Raw genomic sequence first — 17,725 nt, 5'->3', positions numbered from 1 at the left:
TGTGAAACCTGCTTTCCTGTGGGAGCTGGCTTGCCTGCGATGGAATCACCTCGGTTTACGGATAAACCGAGTCGCCTGCATCGCGGGCAAGCCAAGCTCCCACAGGAACCGAGCCGGTTGTTATTTGATCATCGGCAGGTTCAGCCCCTGCTCCTTGGCGCAATCAATGGCGATCTGGTAACCGGCATCGGCGTGACGCATCACACCCGTGGCCGGGTCGTTGTGCAGCACGCGTGCAATACGCTCGGCCGCTTCGTCGGTACCGTCGCAGACAATCACCATGCCCGAATGCTGGGAGAAGCCCATGCCAACGCCGCCGCCGTGGTGCAGCGAGACCCAGGTCGCGCCGCTGGCGGTGTTGAGCAAGGCGTTGAGCAGTGGCCAGTCGGACACAGCATCTGAACCGTCCTGCATGGATTCGGTTTCGCGGTTCGGGCTGGCTACGGAGCCGGAGTCCAGGTGGTCACGACCGATTACTACCGGTGCGGACAACTCACCGCTACGTACCATTTCGTTGAATGCCAGGCCCAACTTGGCGCGCTGGCCCAGGCCAACCCAGCAGATCCGCGCCGGCAGACCCTGGAAGCTGATGCGCTCGCGCGCCATGTCCAGCCAGTTGTGCAGGTGGGCGTCGTCCGGGATCAGTTCTTTTACTTTGGCGTCGGTCTTGTAGATGTCTTGTGGGTCACCCGACAGTGCAGCCCAACGGAATGGACCGATGCCACGGCAGAACAGCGGACGGATGTAAGCCGGTACGAAACCCGGGAAGTCGAATGCGTTTTCCACGCCTTCTTCTTGCGCCATCTGACGGATGTTGTTGCCGTAGTCGAACGTCGGTACGCCAATTTTCTGGAAGTCCAACATCGCTTTAACGTGCACGGCCATCGATTGCTTGGCGGCCTTGATCACGGCAGCCGGTTCGGTCTTGGCGCGAGCGCGGTATTGGTCCCAGGTCCAGCCGGCCGGCAGGTAACCATTGAGCGGGTCGTGGGCGCTGGTCTGGTCGGTGACCATGTCCGGGCGCACGCCACGCTTGACCAGTTCCGGAAGGATTTCGGCGGCGTTGCCGAGCAACGCGATGGAGATCGCCTTGCCTTCCTTGGTGTATTTGGCGATGCGAGCCAGGGCGTCGTCGAGGTCGGTGGCCTGCTCATCGACATAGCGGCTGCTCAAGCGGAAATCGATACTCACCTGCTGGCATTCAATGTTCAGCGAACACGCGCCGGCCAGGGTCGCGGCCAGAGGCTGAGCGCCGCCCATGCCGCCCAGGCCTGCGGTCAGGACCCAACGACCTTTCAGATCGCTGTTGTAGTGCTGGCGACCGGCTTCAACGAAGGTTTCGTAGGTGCCCTGGACGATGCCCTGGCTGCCGATGTAGATCCAGCTGCCGGCGGTCATCTGGCCGTACATGGCCAGGCCCTTGGCATCCAGTTCGTTAAAGTGTTCCCAACTGGCCCAGTGCGGTACCAGGTTGGAGTTGGCGATCAGCACGCGCGGGGCATTGCTGTGGGTCTTGAACACACCAACCGGCTTGCCGGATTGCACCAGCAGGGTTTCGTCATCATTGAGGTTGGTCAGGCTTTCGACGATCTGGTCGTAGCACTCCCAGTTACGTGCCGCACGACCAATACCGCCGTACACCACCAATTCTTTCGGATTTTCGGCCACTTGTGGGTCGAGGTTGTTCATCAGCATGCGCAACGGCGCTTCGGTCAGCCAGCTTTTGGCGGTGAGCTTGTTGCCGCGGGCAGCGCGGATTTCGACGTCACGGTATTTTGTAGGCTTGGTAGTCACGAAAAAAACTCCTCAACGCTATGCGCGAACATGATTGGTGCGAAGAGGATGTTCATGGACTCTTACGCACACATCTTTACTTGTACATACAAGCATATGCAATCAAGCGGCCAACTTGGCGGGCAAGGGTTGAAGATTTTTTAGTGGGCCATGTGAAAGCCTTGGAAAATAAGGCTTCGTAGCTTGATGAAATTTCTTACAGAGAGTTTTTGAAGCGAGGGAGGCTTGTTACCAAAACAAGGTTTTGCGCCATGCTGGGGCGTTCGGTAACAAGTTGGTGCGGGGTAGGGAAACAGATTTCAGAGCTTGTGGAGATCAAATGTGGGAGCTGGCTTGCCTGCGATGGCGGAGTGTCGGGCAGCTGATTTATTGGCTGTGCCAACGCAATCGCAGGCAAGCCAGCTCCCACATTTTTTAATCGCGCGCGGTCAGTTCGATCACGCAGCATCGACCGCTGACGGATACGTCCAGCAAGCCAGTGTTACCGTCCAATTGCAGGCAATCGTGGCGGCTCAACACTTCACCGAGCACGGCCACTTCATCCGCCACGCTGAACACCAACAGCGTTTGCGCAGCACTGAAGAAGCGCTGCGCCCCATCCATCCACTGCAACCGTGCCTGATAGCGTTGCGGCGAGTAGATCAGGTTGAAATCACGGATCGGCCCGCCCACCAACCGACAGGACACTTGGCTTTCACCCTTGAACGGGAACGGGTCCAGCGGTAACAGCCCGCGCGTATCCTCGCCGTCCACCGTCAAGATCATGCCCGCGCCTTGCAGCACAGTGATGATCCGCTGGTACCCGGCAAAGCTCGAGAATCCACCCGACTCGGCAATGTCGGCAATCGACAGACGCCAGCCAAAACCGTCCAGACCCTCACCGGCATCGCGGGTGATTTCTTCGGTGCTGCCGCCGCCATTTTTCCACGGCATGCGCACGTAATCGGCTGCGCGCCAGACTTTCACTTCACTCATTTACTGAAACGTCCTTCCAGGCTGTGACGGGAACCGGGGTGGATCAAACGGGCGGCGGTCACCGGCTGGCGACCGGACCATGTGCGACGGCGGATCAGTAGGCAAGGCTCGCCGGTTTCGATTTGCAGTAGCTTGCATTCCTCGGCATCGGCCAGGATGGCTTCGACCACGTGCTCGCCTTCTGTCAGCGGCGCGACCTGGTTCAAATAGGCATACGGCGTTTGCTGGGTGAAGTCCTGCTGCAAGTATTCCGGCGCGACCAGGGCGTTGACGAAACGGTCTTCGATTTGCACCGGGATATCGTTTTCGTAGTGCACGATCAACGAGTGGAACACCCGCCCGCCTTCGCGCATTTCCAGGGCGACGGCGCGCTCGGAACCTGCCGCCTCTTCGCCGAGGGTGATGACCTTGCAAGTATGGCGATGGCCGCGGGAAGCGATCTCATCAGCAATGTTGTGCACTTCAAACAACGCCGACTGGCTCTTGGGCTCGGCCACGAACGTACCGACGCCTTGCATGCGCACCAACAGGCCTTCGGCGGTCAATTCACGCAGGGCACGGTTGATGGTCATGCGGCTGAAACCCAACTGGCTGACCAGTTCACTTTCCGATGGCACACGGTAATGGGGCGGCCAGTTTCCACTCAAAATCTGCTGGCTGATCATCTGTTTGACGCGGGCATACAAGGGCGCCGGACTTTCGTCCATGTGGGCAGCCAGCGAAGAGTTGGCAGGCGGAGTCGGCACAGGAAATCCTTGCAGGTGAAAAAAGAAGCCTAGCTTGCCGGAGTTTACCGAGCAGGCAAACGTCTGTATATGTATATACAAATAACACACGATGGGGTGCACGAACCATGTCCGCTTTCTTTGCCGAACGCGCGCTGCTGCCTAATGGATGGGCCAATGATGTACGTCTTGAAGTCAGCGCCGACGGCCTGCTGACCAACGTTGAGGCCAATGCCCACGCAGACGGTGCCGAACGGCTCAGGGGCCCGCTGCTGCCGGGCATGCCCAACCTGCATTCCCACGCGTTTCAGCGCGCCATGGCGGGCTTGGCGGAAGTGGCCGGCAACCCCAATGACAGCTTCTGGACCTGGCGCGACCTGATGTATCGCATGGTGGGCAAGATCAGCCCCGAGCAACTTCAGGTCATCGCCCGCCAGCTGTATATCGAGATGCTCAAGGCCGGCTACACCTCGGTCGCTGAATTTCATTACGTACACCACGACGTCAGCGGCCAGCCTTACGCCGACCCGACAGAGTTATCCCGGCAGATCAGCCAGGCCGCCGCCAGCAGCGGTATCGGCCTGACATTGCTGCCGGTGCTGTACAGCCATTCGGGTTTCGGCGGCCAGGCACCCAACGAAGGTCAGCGGCGCTTTATCAACAGCACCGAAAACTACCTGAACCTGCAGTCGCGCCTGCAACCCATTCTGGCAGCGCAACCGGCGCAGCAATTGGGCCTGTGCTTCCACTCGCTGCGCGCCGTTACGCCGCAGCAGATCAGCGCAGTGTTGGCCGCCAGCGACAAGGCGTGCCCGATCCACATCCACATCGCCGAACAGCAAAAAGAAGTCGATGACTGCCTGGGCTGGAGCGGCCGTCGTCCCCTGCAATGGTTGTATGAAAACACCGAGGTCGATCAACGCTGGTGCCTGGTACACGCCACCCACGCCAATCCGGAAGAGGTCACGCTAATGGCCAAGAGCCGGGCGATTGCCGGCCTGTGCCTGACCACCGAGGCCAACCTGGGCGACGGCATTTTCCCGGCCGTAGACTTCCTGGCTCAGGGTGGACGCATGGGGATTGGCTCCGACAGTCATGTCTCACTGAGCGTGGTGGAAGAGTTACGTTGGCTGGAATACGGCCAGCGCCTGCGAGATCAGCGGCGTAACCGGCTGTACCGCAGCGATCAACCGATGGTCGGCCGCACATTATTTGATGCGGCGCTGGACGGCGGAGCTCAGGCATTGGGACAACCGATTGGTCGACTCGAAGTCGGCAAGCGCGCCGACTGGCTGGTGCTGGACGGCAACGATCCGTACCTGGCAACAGCCAGTGAAGACGGGATTCTGAATCGCTGGCTGTTTGCTGGTGGGGATCGGCAAGTGCGCGATGTACTGGTCAACGGCCAGTGGGTGATCCGCGACGGACATCATGCTGGCGAAGAAGACAGCAGCCGGGCGTTTACTCAGGTCTTGCGGGATTTGTTGGGTTAAGAACGACACATAACAAATGTGGGAGCGGGCTTGCTCGCGAATGCGGGATATCAGTCAAATACTTATCAACTGACACTCTGCATTCGCGAGCAAGCCCGCTCCCACATTAGATCGATGGTGCTCTTAAATTATTGCGAAGACTTCGCCATCTGCTTATCCGACGTTCGCCAGATCAATCGGGTGGTGTCGTACCCCTGCTGCCGTGCCCTGCTCAGCAGGTCTTCGCGGGTGTCGGCGCTGACCGTCGGCGTGCGGGACAGCAGCCACATATAACGCCGGCTCGGGCTACCGACGATGGCGGTCTTGTAGTCATCACTGACATACAACACCCAGTAATCGCCCTTGGCGACGCCCGGCAGCAACGCGGTAAACCAGTTATTGAATTCAACCCAGAGCTTGTCGGTCTTGCCGGCAACCTGCGGTGTGGCCGTACCCTTGGCTTCTTCCCACTTCCAGTCGGTCGTCAGGCAGCGGTTGAACACTGACATGTCGCCATCGGGCAGCAAGGAATAGCGGGCTTCGGACTGCTCGCAGTTGCGCTGGAAGTACATCGGCAAACGGGCCAACTCGTACCAGGTGCCCTGGTAACGGTGGAGGTTGACGCTGCCAACGGTCTTGGGTTGCAGATCATCGCCAGAATGGCTGGCGCAGCCCGCCAAAAACAGGCTGGCGCAGAGGTAGAGAACAAAACGCATCATTGTTTTTCTCCCGCAGGCTTTCGCCCCGGTTTACTTCAGGCCTTGCCCGGAGAACATCAGAACTTTGTCACCGGCGTACTGCACGCTGATAAAGCTGTTTTTATCGCCCCACGTGCAACTGGACATGCCCAGCGCGCCGGAACAATCAGTCGGCTTACCCAGCAACGACTCCACCTCGGCCTTGGGCATGCCTGCCGAAAGCTTCGTGTAATTTTCTTGGGTGACCTTGCTGCATGCGGCTAAAAGCACGCAAAACGACAACAGGGCAAGACGGCGTAACGACATGGAATAGCTCCTGGAGAGACAAAGCAGCCTGGGGGGTCTGCCAGAAGCTTAGAAGGGAAAAGGGGGGTCTGGTTCCCGAAAGACGAAAACAAAAAAGCCCTTTGTGGCGAGCGGGCTTGCCCCGCGTTGGGGTGCGAAGCAGCACCCCTCGATGAAGGGCGCTGCTGCGGGTCAGAAAAACGAAATGTCAGATTTCAGGGCTGCTGCGCAGCCCAACGCGGGCAAGCCCGCTCGCCACAAGGGGACTTAATCAGGCCTTGTGATAACCCGTCACGCGCTCAACTTCTTCCTTCGAACCCAGGAACACCGCTACGCGCTGGTGCAGGCCTTCAGGCTGGATGTCGAGAATACGCTGGTGACCGTCGGTGGACGCACCGCCCGCCTGCTCTACCAGAAACGACATCGGGTTGGCTTCGTACATCAGGCGCAATTTGCCCGGTTTGGACGGCTCGCGGCTGTCACGTGGGTACATGAACAGGCCACCACGGGTCAGGATGCGGTGCACGTCGGCCACCATCGCAGCAACCCAGCGCATGTTGAAGTTCTTCTTCAACGGGCCTTCTTCGCCTGCCATCAGCTCGCCCACGTAACGGGTGACCGGCTCTTCCCAGTGGCGCTGGTTGGACATGTTGATGGCGAATTCCTGAGTGGTCGCAGGAATGGAAATGTCTTCGTGGGTCAGCACGAAGCTGCCCATTTCACGGTCCAGGGTAAAGCCTTTGACGCCATCACCCAGGGTCAGCACCAGCATGGTCTGCGGGCCGTAGATGGCATAGCCGGCAGCGACCTGCTCGGTGCCTGGCTGCAGGAAGGCCTTTTCGTTCAAGGCTTCGTTCTGGCTCAGGTATTCGTTCGGGCAACGCAGTACCGAGAAGATGGTACCGACCGGCGCGTTGATGTCGATGTTCGACGAACCGTCCAGCGGGTCGAATACCAACAGGTAGGCACCCTTCGGGTATTTGCCCGGGATCTGGTAGGCATTGTCCATTTCTTCGGACGCCATGCCGGCCAGGTGACCGCCCCATTCGTTGGCTTCGAGGAGGATTTCGTTGGAAATCACGTCGAGCTTCTTCTGCACTTCGCCTTGCACGTTTTCAGTGCCCATGCTGCCCAGGACGCCGCCCAGCGCGCCTTTGGAGACGGCGTGGCTGATTTCCTTGCAAGCACGCGCCACCACTTCGATAAGGAAGCGCAGATCGGCAGGCGTGTTGTTGCTGCGGGTCTGCTCGATCAAATAGCGACTCAGGGTAACGCGGGACATGGAAGGCTCCGGAGAATGGGGGGGGCTAAAAACCCGCGCAGTTTAACGCGAGTCGAGGCGTATTTCCTCCTATCAGAGGATTTAACTCCGATAGAGTTCATGAGACGCCGTTAAGGTTTGACCGGTGGCTTGCGCAGCAAACTGTAGGCCATCGCCCCCAGCGCCGCCACACCCAGCAGCAACACGGCCCACAAGCCGAATTTCTTCCAGTTCGTGCCCGTAGGCGCTGGCGCTGGCACGGCGGGAGCACTGAGCACCAACACCGGCCCCGCTACCTTGGCCTGCCCCAAACCGGCCAGGCGCTCGACGCTATAGTCGGGAATCAGCGTCGATAGCGGCAAGTTCGCCCCTTTCACCGAAGGATTGCCCAACGCCAGGGTAAATGGCGGCTCGCCACGCGCCAGGAACACCAACTGCGTGGCGCGCACGGCAAAGCTCAAGGCCGGCGCTTCGACACCCAGGCCACCACCACGCTCATCCACGTCCAGCTTGAGCTGGGTCACTGTCTGACCTGGCAACTGCAATTCATTCTGCACCACGTCCTGCCCATTCTGGGTCAGTCGGTAGAGCAAACCGCTGCTCAATGGCTGCCAGGCCTGATTGCTCTCCCGTCGCCCGGATAATGTCACCGGCGCCAGGCTGTTGGGCTGGCTCAAGTCGATACGCAGGCGTTCGACATTCAGCCCGGTGGGCAACTGCCAGCTGTATTCCCCTGCCTTCAGCCGACTGCCCGCAAGCGGCTGCGACCACACCAACGGCAATGGCAAGCTGTGGACGCTGGCACTCTCCAACTGGGCCGACGTCAGCACCGGCGCTGGCTGACCCTTCCACAACAGGCGCAGGTAACGCGCCGACTGCCCTGGCAAACCGACTTCATGCTGCTCGACCCGCTCGTCGGCAAAGGACAACCGGGCAACCTGTCCGTCACCCCACGATCGCCAGTTTTGCAAATCGTCACTGGCCTCAATACTGAAACGCTGAAAGCCGTCACGCTCACTGGTCCAGTCGAGAATCAGTTGCTGCAACGGTGCCTTGATCGCGCTGGCGTCCAGCAGCCAACCACGCAGCACTTCTTCGCCCACTTCCAGCTGACTCGCCGGCTGCACTTGCACCAACGTGCCATTGGCGCTGGATTGCACGCGCACGCTGGGCGCGGCCTCACTGGCATCAGCAGCGACGTACAACGGGAACCATTTGACGTTGGCCACGCTGCGGCTTTCCGACAGCTGCGCCGACTGCCGAGCCAACGCATAAGCCTGCGGCTCACCGGCGGCGTTGAACACCCGCACATCGCTCAGATCCGCCTGACGAGCGCTCAATTGCACCGCCAGCGGCAGCTCCAGGCGATACCACGGGCCTTCGCCACTCACCGCCAGCGGCACTTGGGTGGTGAAGTCACCGGGCATTTCCTGGGCCCATGCCGATAACGTTGTACACAGGCCCAACACCGCCACACTCAGCTTGCCGATCAAGAGGACGCTCCTTCAGTTTCAACCACAGGCTCAACACGCTTGGGCGGCAGCGGCGCGAAATAGCCCACCACCAACAACAGCACGCCGACGCCGATAAACGACACGATCCGCGCCAGGCCACCGCGGTTGCTCAGCTCGACAAAGAACAATTTCGCCACTACTACGGCAATCAGCGCAGCACCAATCAGCCACACCTCACGACGATGGCGCAGATGGCCGCCGATCATCAGGCTCAGGGCAATCAGGGTCCAGACAATCGACAGGCCGGCCTGGACCAGCATCGACTCCAGCAACGCATCCAGCTGGAACGGCACGCCGCCCCAATGGTGTGCGGTACGCATCACCAGCGCAGTGAAGAAGACGAACAACGAAATACCCGCGACGCCCTGGGCAATCCGTTCACCCTGAACGCCCATCTGTGGTGCCGCGCTACGCGACCACAAATACACACCCAGCAGCGCGAACAACAACCCCAGATCCAAGGGGTTGAGCAGCGGCAAATAAGGCAGTGGTTCGGCAGTCCCGTCGCTGAAAATGTTGGCCAGCCAGAACCAGCCCAACATCAACACCGACAACGGCAGTGCGGAAAACACACGGTATTCGCGCGGATAGGCGGACACCGGCCATGGCCAACTGCGTGGCGAGGCCGCCAACACCAGGTACAGGCTCGGCAGAATCGCCCAACCCAGCCAGCGCCAGGCGTTGTACTGCTCCGACAGCAGCAACAGGCCGTAACGCAGCTCCAGCGCCAACACGCCAATCAATAGCCAGCAGCCCAGCACATGGGCGGCGCTCAAGATTTTTCCCGGGATGATCAAAGCCAGGCGGCGCAAGGAGACGAAGTGCACGGCAAACACCGCGATCCAGGCCAACCAGGCGAAGTTCGCCGCCGGGTGATAACGCGAATCCCAGCCCCCCAGCAACACCACGCCCGCCGCGGGTATCAGCAGCGTGCACAGCAGCCCCAGCGACGCCCATTGCATGCGCAGAGCCAGCACCGCCCAGATCGCCACACTCATGGCGGCGACGGCCAACAACAAGGTGCCCTGCACAGCCTGAGGTGCAAAACGCAGCACCTCGCTGGTCAGCGCCAACGTCCACCAGGCCGCGCCCCACACCAACAGCAGATCGGACATCTGGTTCAGCTTCAGCACTTCGAACACCGGCGACTGGCTCCCTCGCTGCAAGCGCCAAGCGCCCACCAACGCGGCCAGCCCCAACACCATCGGCGTCCAGAAACCACTATGACCCAGCGGGCGCAAACCTTCGCTGGTCAGCGGCCCCAACAGGTCCGGTATCGCCAGCAGGAAAGAGCAGCCGCCGATCACCTGCAGCAGCAATCCAAAGACAAAACTGACCCGCTGTTGCAGGTACAGGCTCAGCCAGATGATCAGCAAACCACTGGCCGCCCACACGCCGCTCGCCGTCTCCCAAGGCAGGACAAACAGCACCGCGAGGTTGATCAACACCAATCCAGCCAACAGCACGACCGACAGGCCGCGCAACAAACGCACATCGTTGCGCACCATCTCATCCCGTGCCGCCAGCAGCATGCCGCCAATCAAAGCCAGGCCAATCAATGAGGCTGTGAGCAAGCCGCTCCAACCGGCACTGAATACCGCCCCCGAATCGCTGCTCGCACCCTGCAAGCGCAGCAGGAACAACGCACCACCCAGCAACTGCACGGCAAACGCGGTGAACAGGAAGGTCCGCGAACCGATGCGCAGGCCGACCACCAAGGTCACCAGCCCCGCCAACGCCCAACTGATGGCCGTGCCGTGAGTCGACAGCAGCAACGGTGCGAGCAAATACAGGAAGCCCAGGCCGACACTGGCCAGCACTGGCAAACCTTGACGCTCCCAATCTGCAGCTTGCTCCAGTGGGGCTTTGCGCAACTGATAGAAGCTGAACAGCAACGCGGCGCCCAACAGCAAGGCACCCAGCGGTGCGCCGTCCAACAGGTTGCTCTCGCCCACACGCAGCTCACTGAGGAACGCCACTGCCGAGCCCACCTGCAACAGCAAGCCGAAAGCGCGAGCCAACGGCCGCTGTTGGCGCAAGCCCAGCCAGAAGATCCCGGCACCTTCCACCGCCCAGGCGGCCGCAGTCCAGCGTGCGTCCAGCCCCAGAGGAATGGCCAGGCTGGCAAAGATCACCCCCAGGGCCAAGCACGTTTCCGCCAGCAACAAGGCGCGACCACCCTGGAGCAGGCGAGCCAGGCCCATGTAGATGATGCCCAGGCCCAACGCACTGAACGCAGCGGCAAACTCCAGGTGCTGCACCAGCGCGAACTGCAAGCCAAAACCTACCAGCGGCGGGCCGAACAGCATGCTGCCGTCGACATAATCGCCCTTGGCCGCCGACCAGCGCAGCAATGCGCCACGGCTGTCGTCTTCAGGGGCGTCGGTCATCTCCAGCAGTTTTCGTCGGGCGAACAACAGGCCGATAGCCAGGTACATCAGGAAAAATAGAACCAGGAATGGCTCAGTACTCCAGAGCAACTCTGGCGTATAGGAGCGCATGCCCCAGGCGAAGCCGATGCCGAAGGTGCCGACAAAACCAATCAGGTTGAGCAGACGCCAGGCTTTGAACCAGGCTATCCCCAGGATGCCGGCGTTCAGCAACGCAAAGTAGCTGAACAGCGCCACATGGCTGCCCGCACCGGTCGAGGTGAGTATCGGCGCGGCGAACCCGCCAAGGGCCGCAGCGCACGCCAGGCCCAAGGCGTTCTGGGTAATCGCCAGGATCGCCGAGAACACCGTGACCGCCACCAGCAGGCCCAACGCGGCGCCGGGATCCAACAACGGGTGCAGGCGCATGGCGGCGAACACCGTCAGGTACAGCACAGCGACCCCGGTGCCTTGCAGCATCAACCCGTAGTTACTGTTGCGCAGTCGTAACCACCAGCCCAAGCCCAGCAAGCCCAAGGCACAGGCAGCAACGCCGGCGTAACGCAGTTCGATTGGAACGACCATACCTTCAGTGGCATAGCGCAGCAGGAAGGCCAGGCCGAGGAACAACAGCACCACACCCACCCGCAGCACGGTATTGCCACCGAACAGCCAGTTGCGGGCGCCGCTGATGGCGCGCTCGATGAAGTTGGGCCCACGTGGCACAACCGGCTCAGCCGGTCGCTCAGGGGCGCGCTCAACCGGCGCGGCACTCCAGACGTCCGCTGGCAATGGGCGACTCGGTTCGACCGCTATCGCGGAGTAGGCAGGCTCCAGATCGACGGGTAAATCCCAGACAAGCTCCGTAGGCGGGGCTGCCGCTGGGGTATCGGGAATTGGATCTTCGGTAAAAAAAGGCTCGAGGGGCTCGGGGGACTCAACCGCAGCACTGGATACGACCGGCTCTGCGCCAGGCCTTTCCAGCAATGCCAGGCGTTGTTCGACCACCTTCAATGCATTCTTGGTCGACTCCAACTGACGGCCCTGCTCGTCCGTCTGCGAGACCAGCATCCAGAGACGAATCGCCTGACCAACCCCCAAGCCGAATAGCCCGCCGATGAGCGCATCACTGAACCTCTCATCGAGTGTCCAACCGAACAGCAACCCAATCAGCATGAAGATCCATTGCATGGTCGATATCCCTAAGCAGCCCAAGGCGGGCAGAGCCGGCGCTTAGTATATCGACAAGGCCCCATTGTGGGAGCGGGCTTGCTCGCGAAAACAGGGTGTCAGTCAATATATTTACTGGCTGATTCACCGCATTCGCGAGCAAGCCCACTCCCACACTGGATTTTCAGCGCTAATCCAATGCTTTCCAGATCTCCGTCGCGTACTCCCTGATCGTCCGGTCCGACGAGAACCAGCCCATGCGCGCCGTGTTGAGCACCGCCGAGCGCCACCACTCTTTAGAGTCGTGCCAATGCGCCTCGACCCGCGCCTGGGCATCCCAGTAGGAGTCGAAATCGGCGCAGACCAGGAATCGGTCGTAGTCGACCAACGAATCGATCAGCCCGGCATAACGACCCGGATCATCCGGCGAGAACACGCCACCACGAATCGCTTGCAGCACGTCGTTCAAACGATGGGAGGCGGCAATGTCCGGCCCGGCGTTGAATTCGCCGGCGTGTTTGCGCGCTTCCACCTGCTGGGCGCTGAGGCCGAAGATAAACATGTGCTCAGCCCCCACACGCTCGCACATCTCGACGTTGGCGCCGTCCATCGTGCCAATGGTTAACCCGCCGTTGAGACCAAACTTCATGTTACTGGTGCCCGAGGCCTCGAAGCCGGCAGTGGAAATCTGCTCCGACAGGTCGGCAGCCGGAATGATGCTTTCCGCCAGGCTGACGTTGTAGTTGGGCAGAAACACTACCTTGAGCAAACCGCGCACTGTTGGGTCGTTGTTCACGGTACGGGCGATGTCGTTGGTCAGCTTGATGATCAGCTTGGCCTGGTGATAACTGGCTGCCGCCTTGCCGGCGAAGATCTTCACCCGGGGCACCCAATCGGTGCCCGGCTCTGCACGGATCGCCTGGTACAAGGCAACCGTGTGCAGCAGATTCAGCAGTTGGCGCTTGTACTCGTGGATCCGCTTGACCTGCACGTCGAACATCGCCGCCGGGTTGACCGAAATCCCCAGGCGTTCATGAATGATGTCCGCCAGTGCCCTTTTACTGTGCAGGCGCTGCTCGGCGAAGGCTTTGCGGAAGGCTTGCTTCTCGGCAAACGTTTCCAGCTCCACCAGGCGGGTTTCGATGTTGTCGAGGATGTCCGGGCCCAGGGCTTCCACCAGCATCGCCGTGAGCTTGGGGTTGGCCTGGAACAGCCAGCGGCGGAAGGTGATGCCGTTGGTCTTGTTGTTGATCCGCTCCGGGTAGAGCTTGTGCATTTCGGAGAACACCGTGCTGCGCATCAACTGGGTGTGCAGGCCGGACACGCCGTTGACGCTGTGGGAGCCGAGGAACGCCAGGTTGCCCATGCGCACGCGGCGACCGTTGTCTTCTTCGATCAACGACACCGCCCGCAGCACGTCGAAATCATGAATGCCCTTGGCCCGCAGGGAGTCGATGTGCTGGGCGTTGATCAGGTAGATGATCTGCATGTGCCGCGGCAGCATGCGCTCCATCAAACCCACCGGCCAGGTTTCCAGGGCTTCGGGGAGCAAGGTGTGGTTGGTGTAGGACAATGTTTCGACGGTGACTTGCCAAGCCGCATCCCAGGCGATGTCGTGCAGGTCCACCAGTTGGCGCATCAACTCGGCCACGGCGATGGACGGGTGAGTGTCATTGAGCTGGATCGCCGCGTGTTCACCCAGGCTCAGCACCGAGCCGTGCATGTTTTTGTGGCGGCGCAGCAAATCCTGCAACGAGGCAGAGACGAAGAAGTACTCCTGGCGCAGGCGCAATTCCTGCCCCGCTTCGGTGCTGTCAGCCGGGTAAAGCACCCGAGAGATGCTTTCGGCGCGGGCCACTTCGGCCACGGCGCCCAAGTGATCACCGGCGTTGAAGCGCTCCAGGTGCAAGTCTTCCACCGCCCGCGCACGCCACAGCCGCAGGGTGTTGACGCTGGCGCCGCGCCAGCCGACGACCGGTGTGTCGTAGGCCACCGCCCGTACGGTTTCATTGGGCGTCCAAACCTGGATCGACTTGCCGGCGGCGTCCAGCACGGTCTCCACAGCACCACCAAAGCCGATCGGATAAATCACTTCTGCCCGCTCGAACTCCCACGGGTTGCCAAAATCCAGCCAGCGCTCGGTCTGTTCCTGCTGCCAGCCATCGACAATCGCCTGCCGGAACAAACCGTGCTCATAGCGAATGCCATAGCCGTGGCCGGCAATCCCCAAGGTCGACATGCTTTCCATGAAGCACGCCGCCAACCGCCCAAGACCACCGTTGCCCAGGGCCGCATCAGGCTCTAGCAGGCGAATGCGCTCCAGGTCCACGCCCAGCTCGCTCAACGCCTCACGCGCCACCTCCAGCAGCCCGAGGTTGCTCAAGCTGTCAAAGAGCAGGCGGCCGATCAGGAATTCCAGAGAGAGGTAATAGACTCGCTTCTGTCCCTTGCGGTAGATATGCCGGGTATGGTCCATCCAGTGGTCGACCATATGGTCTCGCGCAGCCAGGGCAATGGCCTCGAACCAGTCGTGGTCGAACGCGTGATCGGGATCCTTGCCCACCGCGTAGGTGAGTTTGGTCAAGACGGCATCGCGAAATGCGGCTACCTCTGCTTCTCGTACAAGCGGTTCCTGAGACATCGGTGCGACCTCGGGCGAGATAGAAGAAGGGAAAGGCTAGAGCCTAGACGGTCTGACAAATGGCAACGCCAGCGGTTCGGCAGTTTTTTCAATCATCCCCAATTGCCTGGAAAAGGATGCAGGGGCCGTGCCCGTTTAATCCTCAGAGCCGCCTTTGAGCTGAAACCTGCAAAATATTGTTCAAAAAACCACCAATCCCGGTATCATCCCGCGCCCGGATAACGCCCCTCTTGGAAACCTGATGAAGCCTCAACTGATCGCCGCCGCGGAACTCGACCGTCTCGAAACGTGGCAGAAGTACTCCAGCCACATGTGCGGCGGCTGCGTGTCCAGCTGCTGCACCTTGCCGGTCGAGGTGAAGATCAAGGACCTGATCCGGATTGGCATCGTCGATGAGTTCGAGCGCGGTGATCCGCCGAAGAACATCGCCAAGCGGCTGCAGAAGGAAGGGATCGTCGAGCGCTTCAACTCAAAATCCGAAATCTTTACCCTGCAGCGCATGAGCAACAACGATTGTCTGTACCTGGATCGTAAGACCCGCTTCTGCACTATTTATGACAAGCGCCCGGATACTTGCCGCAATCACCCCAAGATCGGGCCACGGCCGGGGTATTGCGCGTACAAGCCGAAAGAAGTGGTGCGTGAGACTAATTTCAGGACGCTCGATAAGTTCTGAGTTTGTTGTTGCCTGAACCACCGCCTTCGCGAGCAAGCCCGCTCCCACCTTTGACCGCGTTCATCCTGAAGGAACACGGTCAAAGGTGGGAGCGGGCTTGCTCGCGAAGGGGCCGGCAAAGTCACCGCACAAACCCCAGACAAACAAAAACGCCCCCGACCTTGCGGTCGGGGGCGTTTTTTTGTCAGCTAACTAAGAGACTTAGTTACCGGACTTCTTCGCAGCGCGGGTACGCTCGCTTTCGCCCAGGATCTTCTTACGAAGACGGATGGACTTAGGAGTGACTTCGCACAATTCGTCTTCTTGAACGAATTCCAGAGCCTGCTCCAAAGTGAAGCGGATAGGCGGAACCAAAGCGATGGTTTCGTCTTTACCCGAAGCACGCATGTTGTCGAGCTTCTTGCCTTTGGTTGGGTTAACGCCCAGGTCGTTGTCGCGGCTGTTGATGCCGACGATTTGACCTTCGTACACGTCTTCACCGTGACCCAGGAACAGTTTGCCGCGAGCCTGCAGGGTTTCCAGCGAGTAAGTCAGAGCCTTACCGGTAGCAACCGAAACCAGCACGCCGTTCTGACGGCCGGACATGTCGCCAGACTTCATCACGTCGTAACGGTCGAAGATCGAGGTCAGGATGCCTGCACCGGAGGTCAGGGTCAGGAACTCGTTACGGAAACCGATCAAGCCACGAGCCGGGATGTTGTACTCAAGGCGCACACGGCCCTTGCCATCCGGAACCATGTTGGTCAGGTCGCCTTTACGGATACCGATCTGTTCCATGATCGAACCTTGCGATTCTTCTGGCAGGTCGATGGTCACGTTTTCGTACGGTTCGTGCTTCACGCCGTCAACCATACGGATGATCACTTCCGGACGACCAACACCCATTTCGAAGCCTTCGCGACGCATGGTTTCGATCAGTACCGAGAGGTGCAGCTCACCACGGCCGGAGACTTTGAACTTGTCAGCGGTGTCGCCTTCTTCAACGCGCAGGGCAACGTTGTAGAGCAGTTCTTTGTCCAGACGCTCTTTGATGTTACGGCTGGTGACGAACTTGCCTTCACGGCCGCAGAACGGCGAGTCGTTAACCTGGAAGGTCATCGAAACGGTTGGTTCATCAACGGTCAGCGGCTTCATCGCTTCAACGTTCTGTGGGTCGCACAGGGTGTCGGAGATGAACAGCGACTCGAAGCCGCTGATGCAGACGATGTCGCCGGCAGCAGCTTCTTCAACGTCTACACGGTGCAGACCGTGGTGACCCATCAGCTTCAGGATACGACCGTTACGGCGCTTGCCATCAGCATCGATCGCAACAACCTGGGTGTTCGGCTTGACGCGACCACGAGCGATACGGCCAACGCCGATAATGCCCAGGAAGCTGTTGTAGTCCAGTGCGGAGATTTGCATCTGGAACGGACCATCGCGGTCGACTTTCGGCGCAGGTACGTTGTCGACGATCGACTGGTACAGCGGGGTCATGTCTTCAGCCATGTCGGTGTGTTCCAGACCGGCAATGCCGTTCAGGGCCGAGGCGTAGACGACTTTGAAGTCCAGCTGTTCTTCGGTAGCACCCAGGTTGTCGAACAGGTCGAAGATCTGGTCCAGAACCCAGTCCGGACGTGCGCCTGGACGGTCAACCTTGTTGATGACCACGATTGGACGCAGGCCGGCTTCGAAAGCCTTCTTGGTCACGAAACGGGTTTGCGGCATAGGGCCGTCTTGAGCGTCAACCAGCAGCAGAACGGAGTCAACCATCGACATTACACGCTCAACTTCGCCGCCGAAGTCGGCGTGGCCCGGGGTATCCACGATGTTGATGTGGTAGCCGTTCCAGTTGATGGCGGTGTTTTTCGCCAGAATGGTAATACCGCGCTCTTTCTCCTGGTCGTTGGAGTCCATCACGCGCTCGTCGTTGAGCTCGTTGCGCTCCAGGGTGCCGGATTGACGCAAGAGTTTGTCTACCAGGGTGGTCTTACCATGGTCAACGTGAGCAATGATGGCGATGTTGCGTAGATTTTCGATCACTTGTGTATCTCGATCAGAGGATTCGGTGTGCTGACAGGTCGTGGCAGCGATTAACAGTAGAGTCAGGCCTTGCCGTTACAGCTTGACGGCAGAGTCGGGGGGCCGGTGACGCAGGCCACAGGC

The 17,725-nt window shown here is 60.2% G+C and carries 12 protein-coding genes; 2 read left to right on the top strand and 10 right to left on the bottom strand.

All coding sequences use genetic code 11. The features are described 5' to 3' along the window. Positions 1-120: 120 nt before the first annotated feature. The 3 genes from hutU to hutC form a co-directional block, all read right to left on the bottom strand. A complete protein-coding gene (hutU, locus tag HKK55_RS27535) occupies positions 121-1,794 on the bottom strand; it encodes a urocanate hydratase (RefSeq protein ID WP_169357463.1) in 1,674 nt (557 codons plus the stop codon). A 414-nt stretch (positions 1,795-2,208) separates the two neighbouring features. Then, complete coding sequence (locus tag HKK55_RS27530; RefSeq protein WP_169357462.1) at positions 2,209-2,769, bottom strand: HutD family protein; 561 nt, start codon at positions 2,767-2,769, stop codon at positions 2,209-2,211. Next, positions 2,766-3,476, bottom strand: a complete 711-nt coding sequence (gene hutC / locus HKK55_RS27525; RefSeq protein WP_155582985.1) for a histidine utilization repressor — start codon at positions 3,474-3,476, stop codon at positions 2,766-2,768. The genes HKK55_RS27530 and hutC overlap by 4 nt, the downstream gene beginning before the upstream one ends. 146 nt (positions 3,477-3,622) lie before the next feature. Between hutC and HKK55_RS27520 the strand changes: the two genes are divergently transcribed. Further along, on the top strand, positions 3,623-4,987 hold the full coding sequence (locus HKK55_RS27520; RefSeq protein ID WP_169357460.1) for a formimidoylglutamate deiminase: 1,365 nt from the start codon (positions 3,623-3,625) through the stop codon (positions 4,985-4,987). Positions 4,988-5,115: 128 nt separating this feature from the next. On the opposite strand, the gene HKK55_RS27515 is transcribed toward HKK55_RS27520, so the two are convergent. From HKK55_RS27515 to HKK55_RS27490, 6 genes are all read right to left on the bottom strand, one after another. After that, a complete protein-coding gene (locus HKK55_RS27515) occupies positions 5,116-5,685 on the bottom strand; it encodes a lipocalin family protein (RefSeq protein WP_169357459.1) in 570 nt (189 codons plus the stop codon). Between the two features lie 30 nt (positions 5,686-5,715). Next, positions 5,716-5,970 carry a hypothetical protein gene (locus tag HKK55_RS27510; protein ID WP_155582936.1) on the bottom strand — a complete coding sequence of 85 codons (255 nt, stop codon included), beginning with the start codon at positions 5,968-5,970 and terminating at the stop codon, positions 5,716-5,718. A gap of 250 nt (positions 5,971-6,220) precedes the next feature. After that, the gene (locus tag HKK55_RS27505) at positions 6,221-7,231 is read right to left on the bottom strand and encodes a class 1 fructose-bisphosphatase (RefSeq protein ID WP_169357458.1); all 1,011 of its coding nucleotides are present in this window, start codon (positions 7,229-7,231) and stop codon (positions 6,221-6,223) included. A gap of 110 nt (positions 7,232-7,341) precedes the next feature. Beyond that, positions 7,342-8,700, bottom strand: coding sequence for a DUF3999 domain-containing protein (locus HKK55_RS27500; protein ID WP_169357967.1), 1,359 nt, complete (start codon positions 8,698-8,700; stop codon positions 7,342-7,344). After that, positions 8,700-12,284, bottom strand: a complete 3,585-nt coding sequence (locus HKK55_RS27495) for a DUF2339 domain-containing protein (protein WP_169357457.1) — start codon at positions 12,282-12,284, stop codon at positions 8,700-8,702. The genes HKK55_RS27500 and HKK55_RS27495 overlap by 1 nt, the downstream gene beginning before the upstream one ends. 169 nt (positions 12,285-12,453) lie before the next feature. After that, positions 12,454-14,904 (bottom strand): glycogen/starch/alpha-glucan phosphorylase, encoded by a 2,451-nt coding sequence (locus HKK55_RS27490; RefSeq protein ID WP_169357456.1) that lies wholly within the window; start codon positions 14,902-14,904, stop codon positions 12,454-12,456. A 241-nt stretch (positions 14,905-15,145) separates the two neighbouring features. On the opposite strand from HKK55_RS27490, the gene HKK55_RS27485 reads away from it, so the two are divergent. Then, positions 15,146-15,580 (top strand): YkgJ family cysteine cluster protein, encoded by a 435-nt coding sequence (locus HKK55_RS27485; protein WP_169357455.1) that lies wholly within the window; start codon positions 15,146-15,148, stop codon positions 15,578-15,580. A 201-nt stretch (positions 15,581-15,781) separates the two neighbouring features. Here HKK55_RS27485 and typA read toward each other — a convergent pair whose 3' ends face one another. After that, positions 15,782-17,602, bottom strand: coding sequence for a translational GTPase TypA (gene typA, locus HKK55_RS27480; protein WP_169357454.1), 1,821 nt, complete (start codon positions 17,600-17,602; stop codon positions 15,782-15,784). Between the last annotated feature and the right edge of the window lie 123 nt (positions 17,603-17,725).

The organism is Pseudomonas sp. ADAK18 (genome assembly GCF_012935695.1).
Classification (GTDB): Bacteria; Pseudomonadota; Gammaproteobacteria; order Pseudomonadales; family Pseudomonadaceae; genus Aquipseudomonas.
This window is presented reverse-complemented; position numbering and strand designations above follow the sequence as displayed.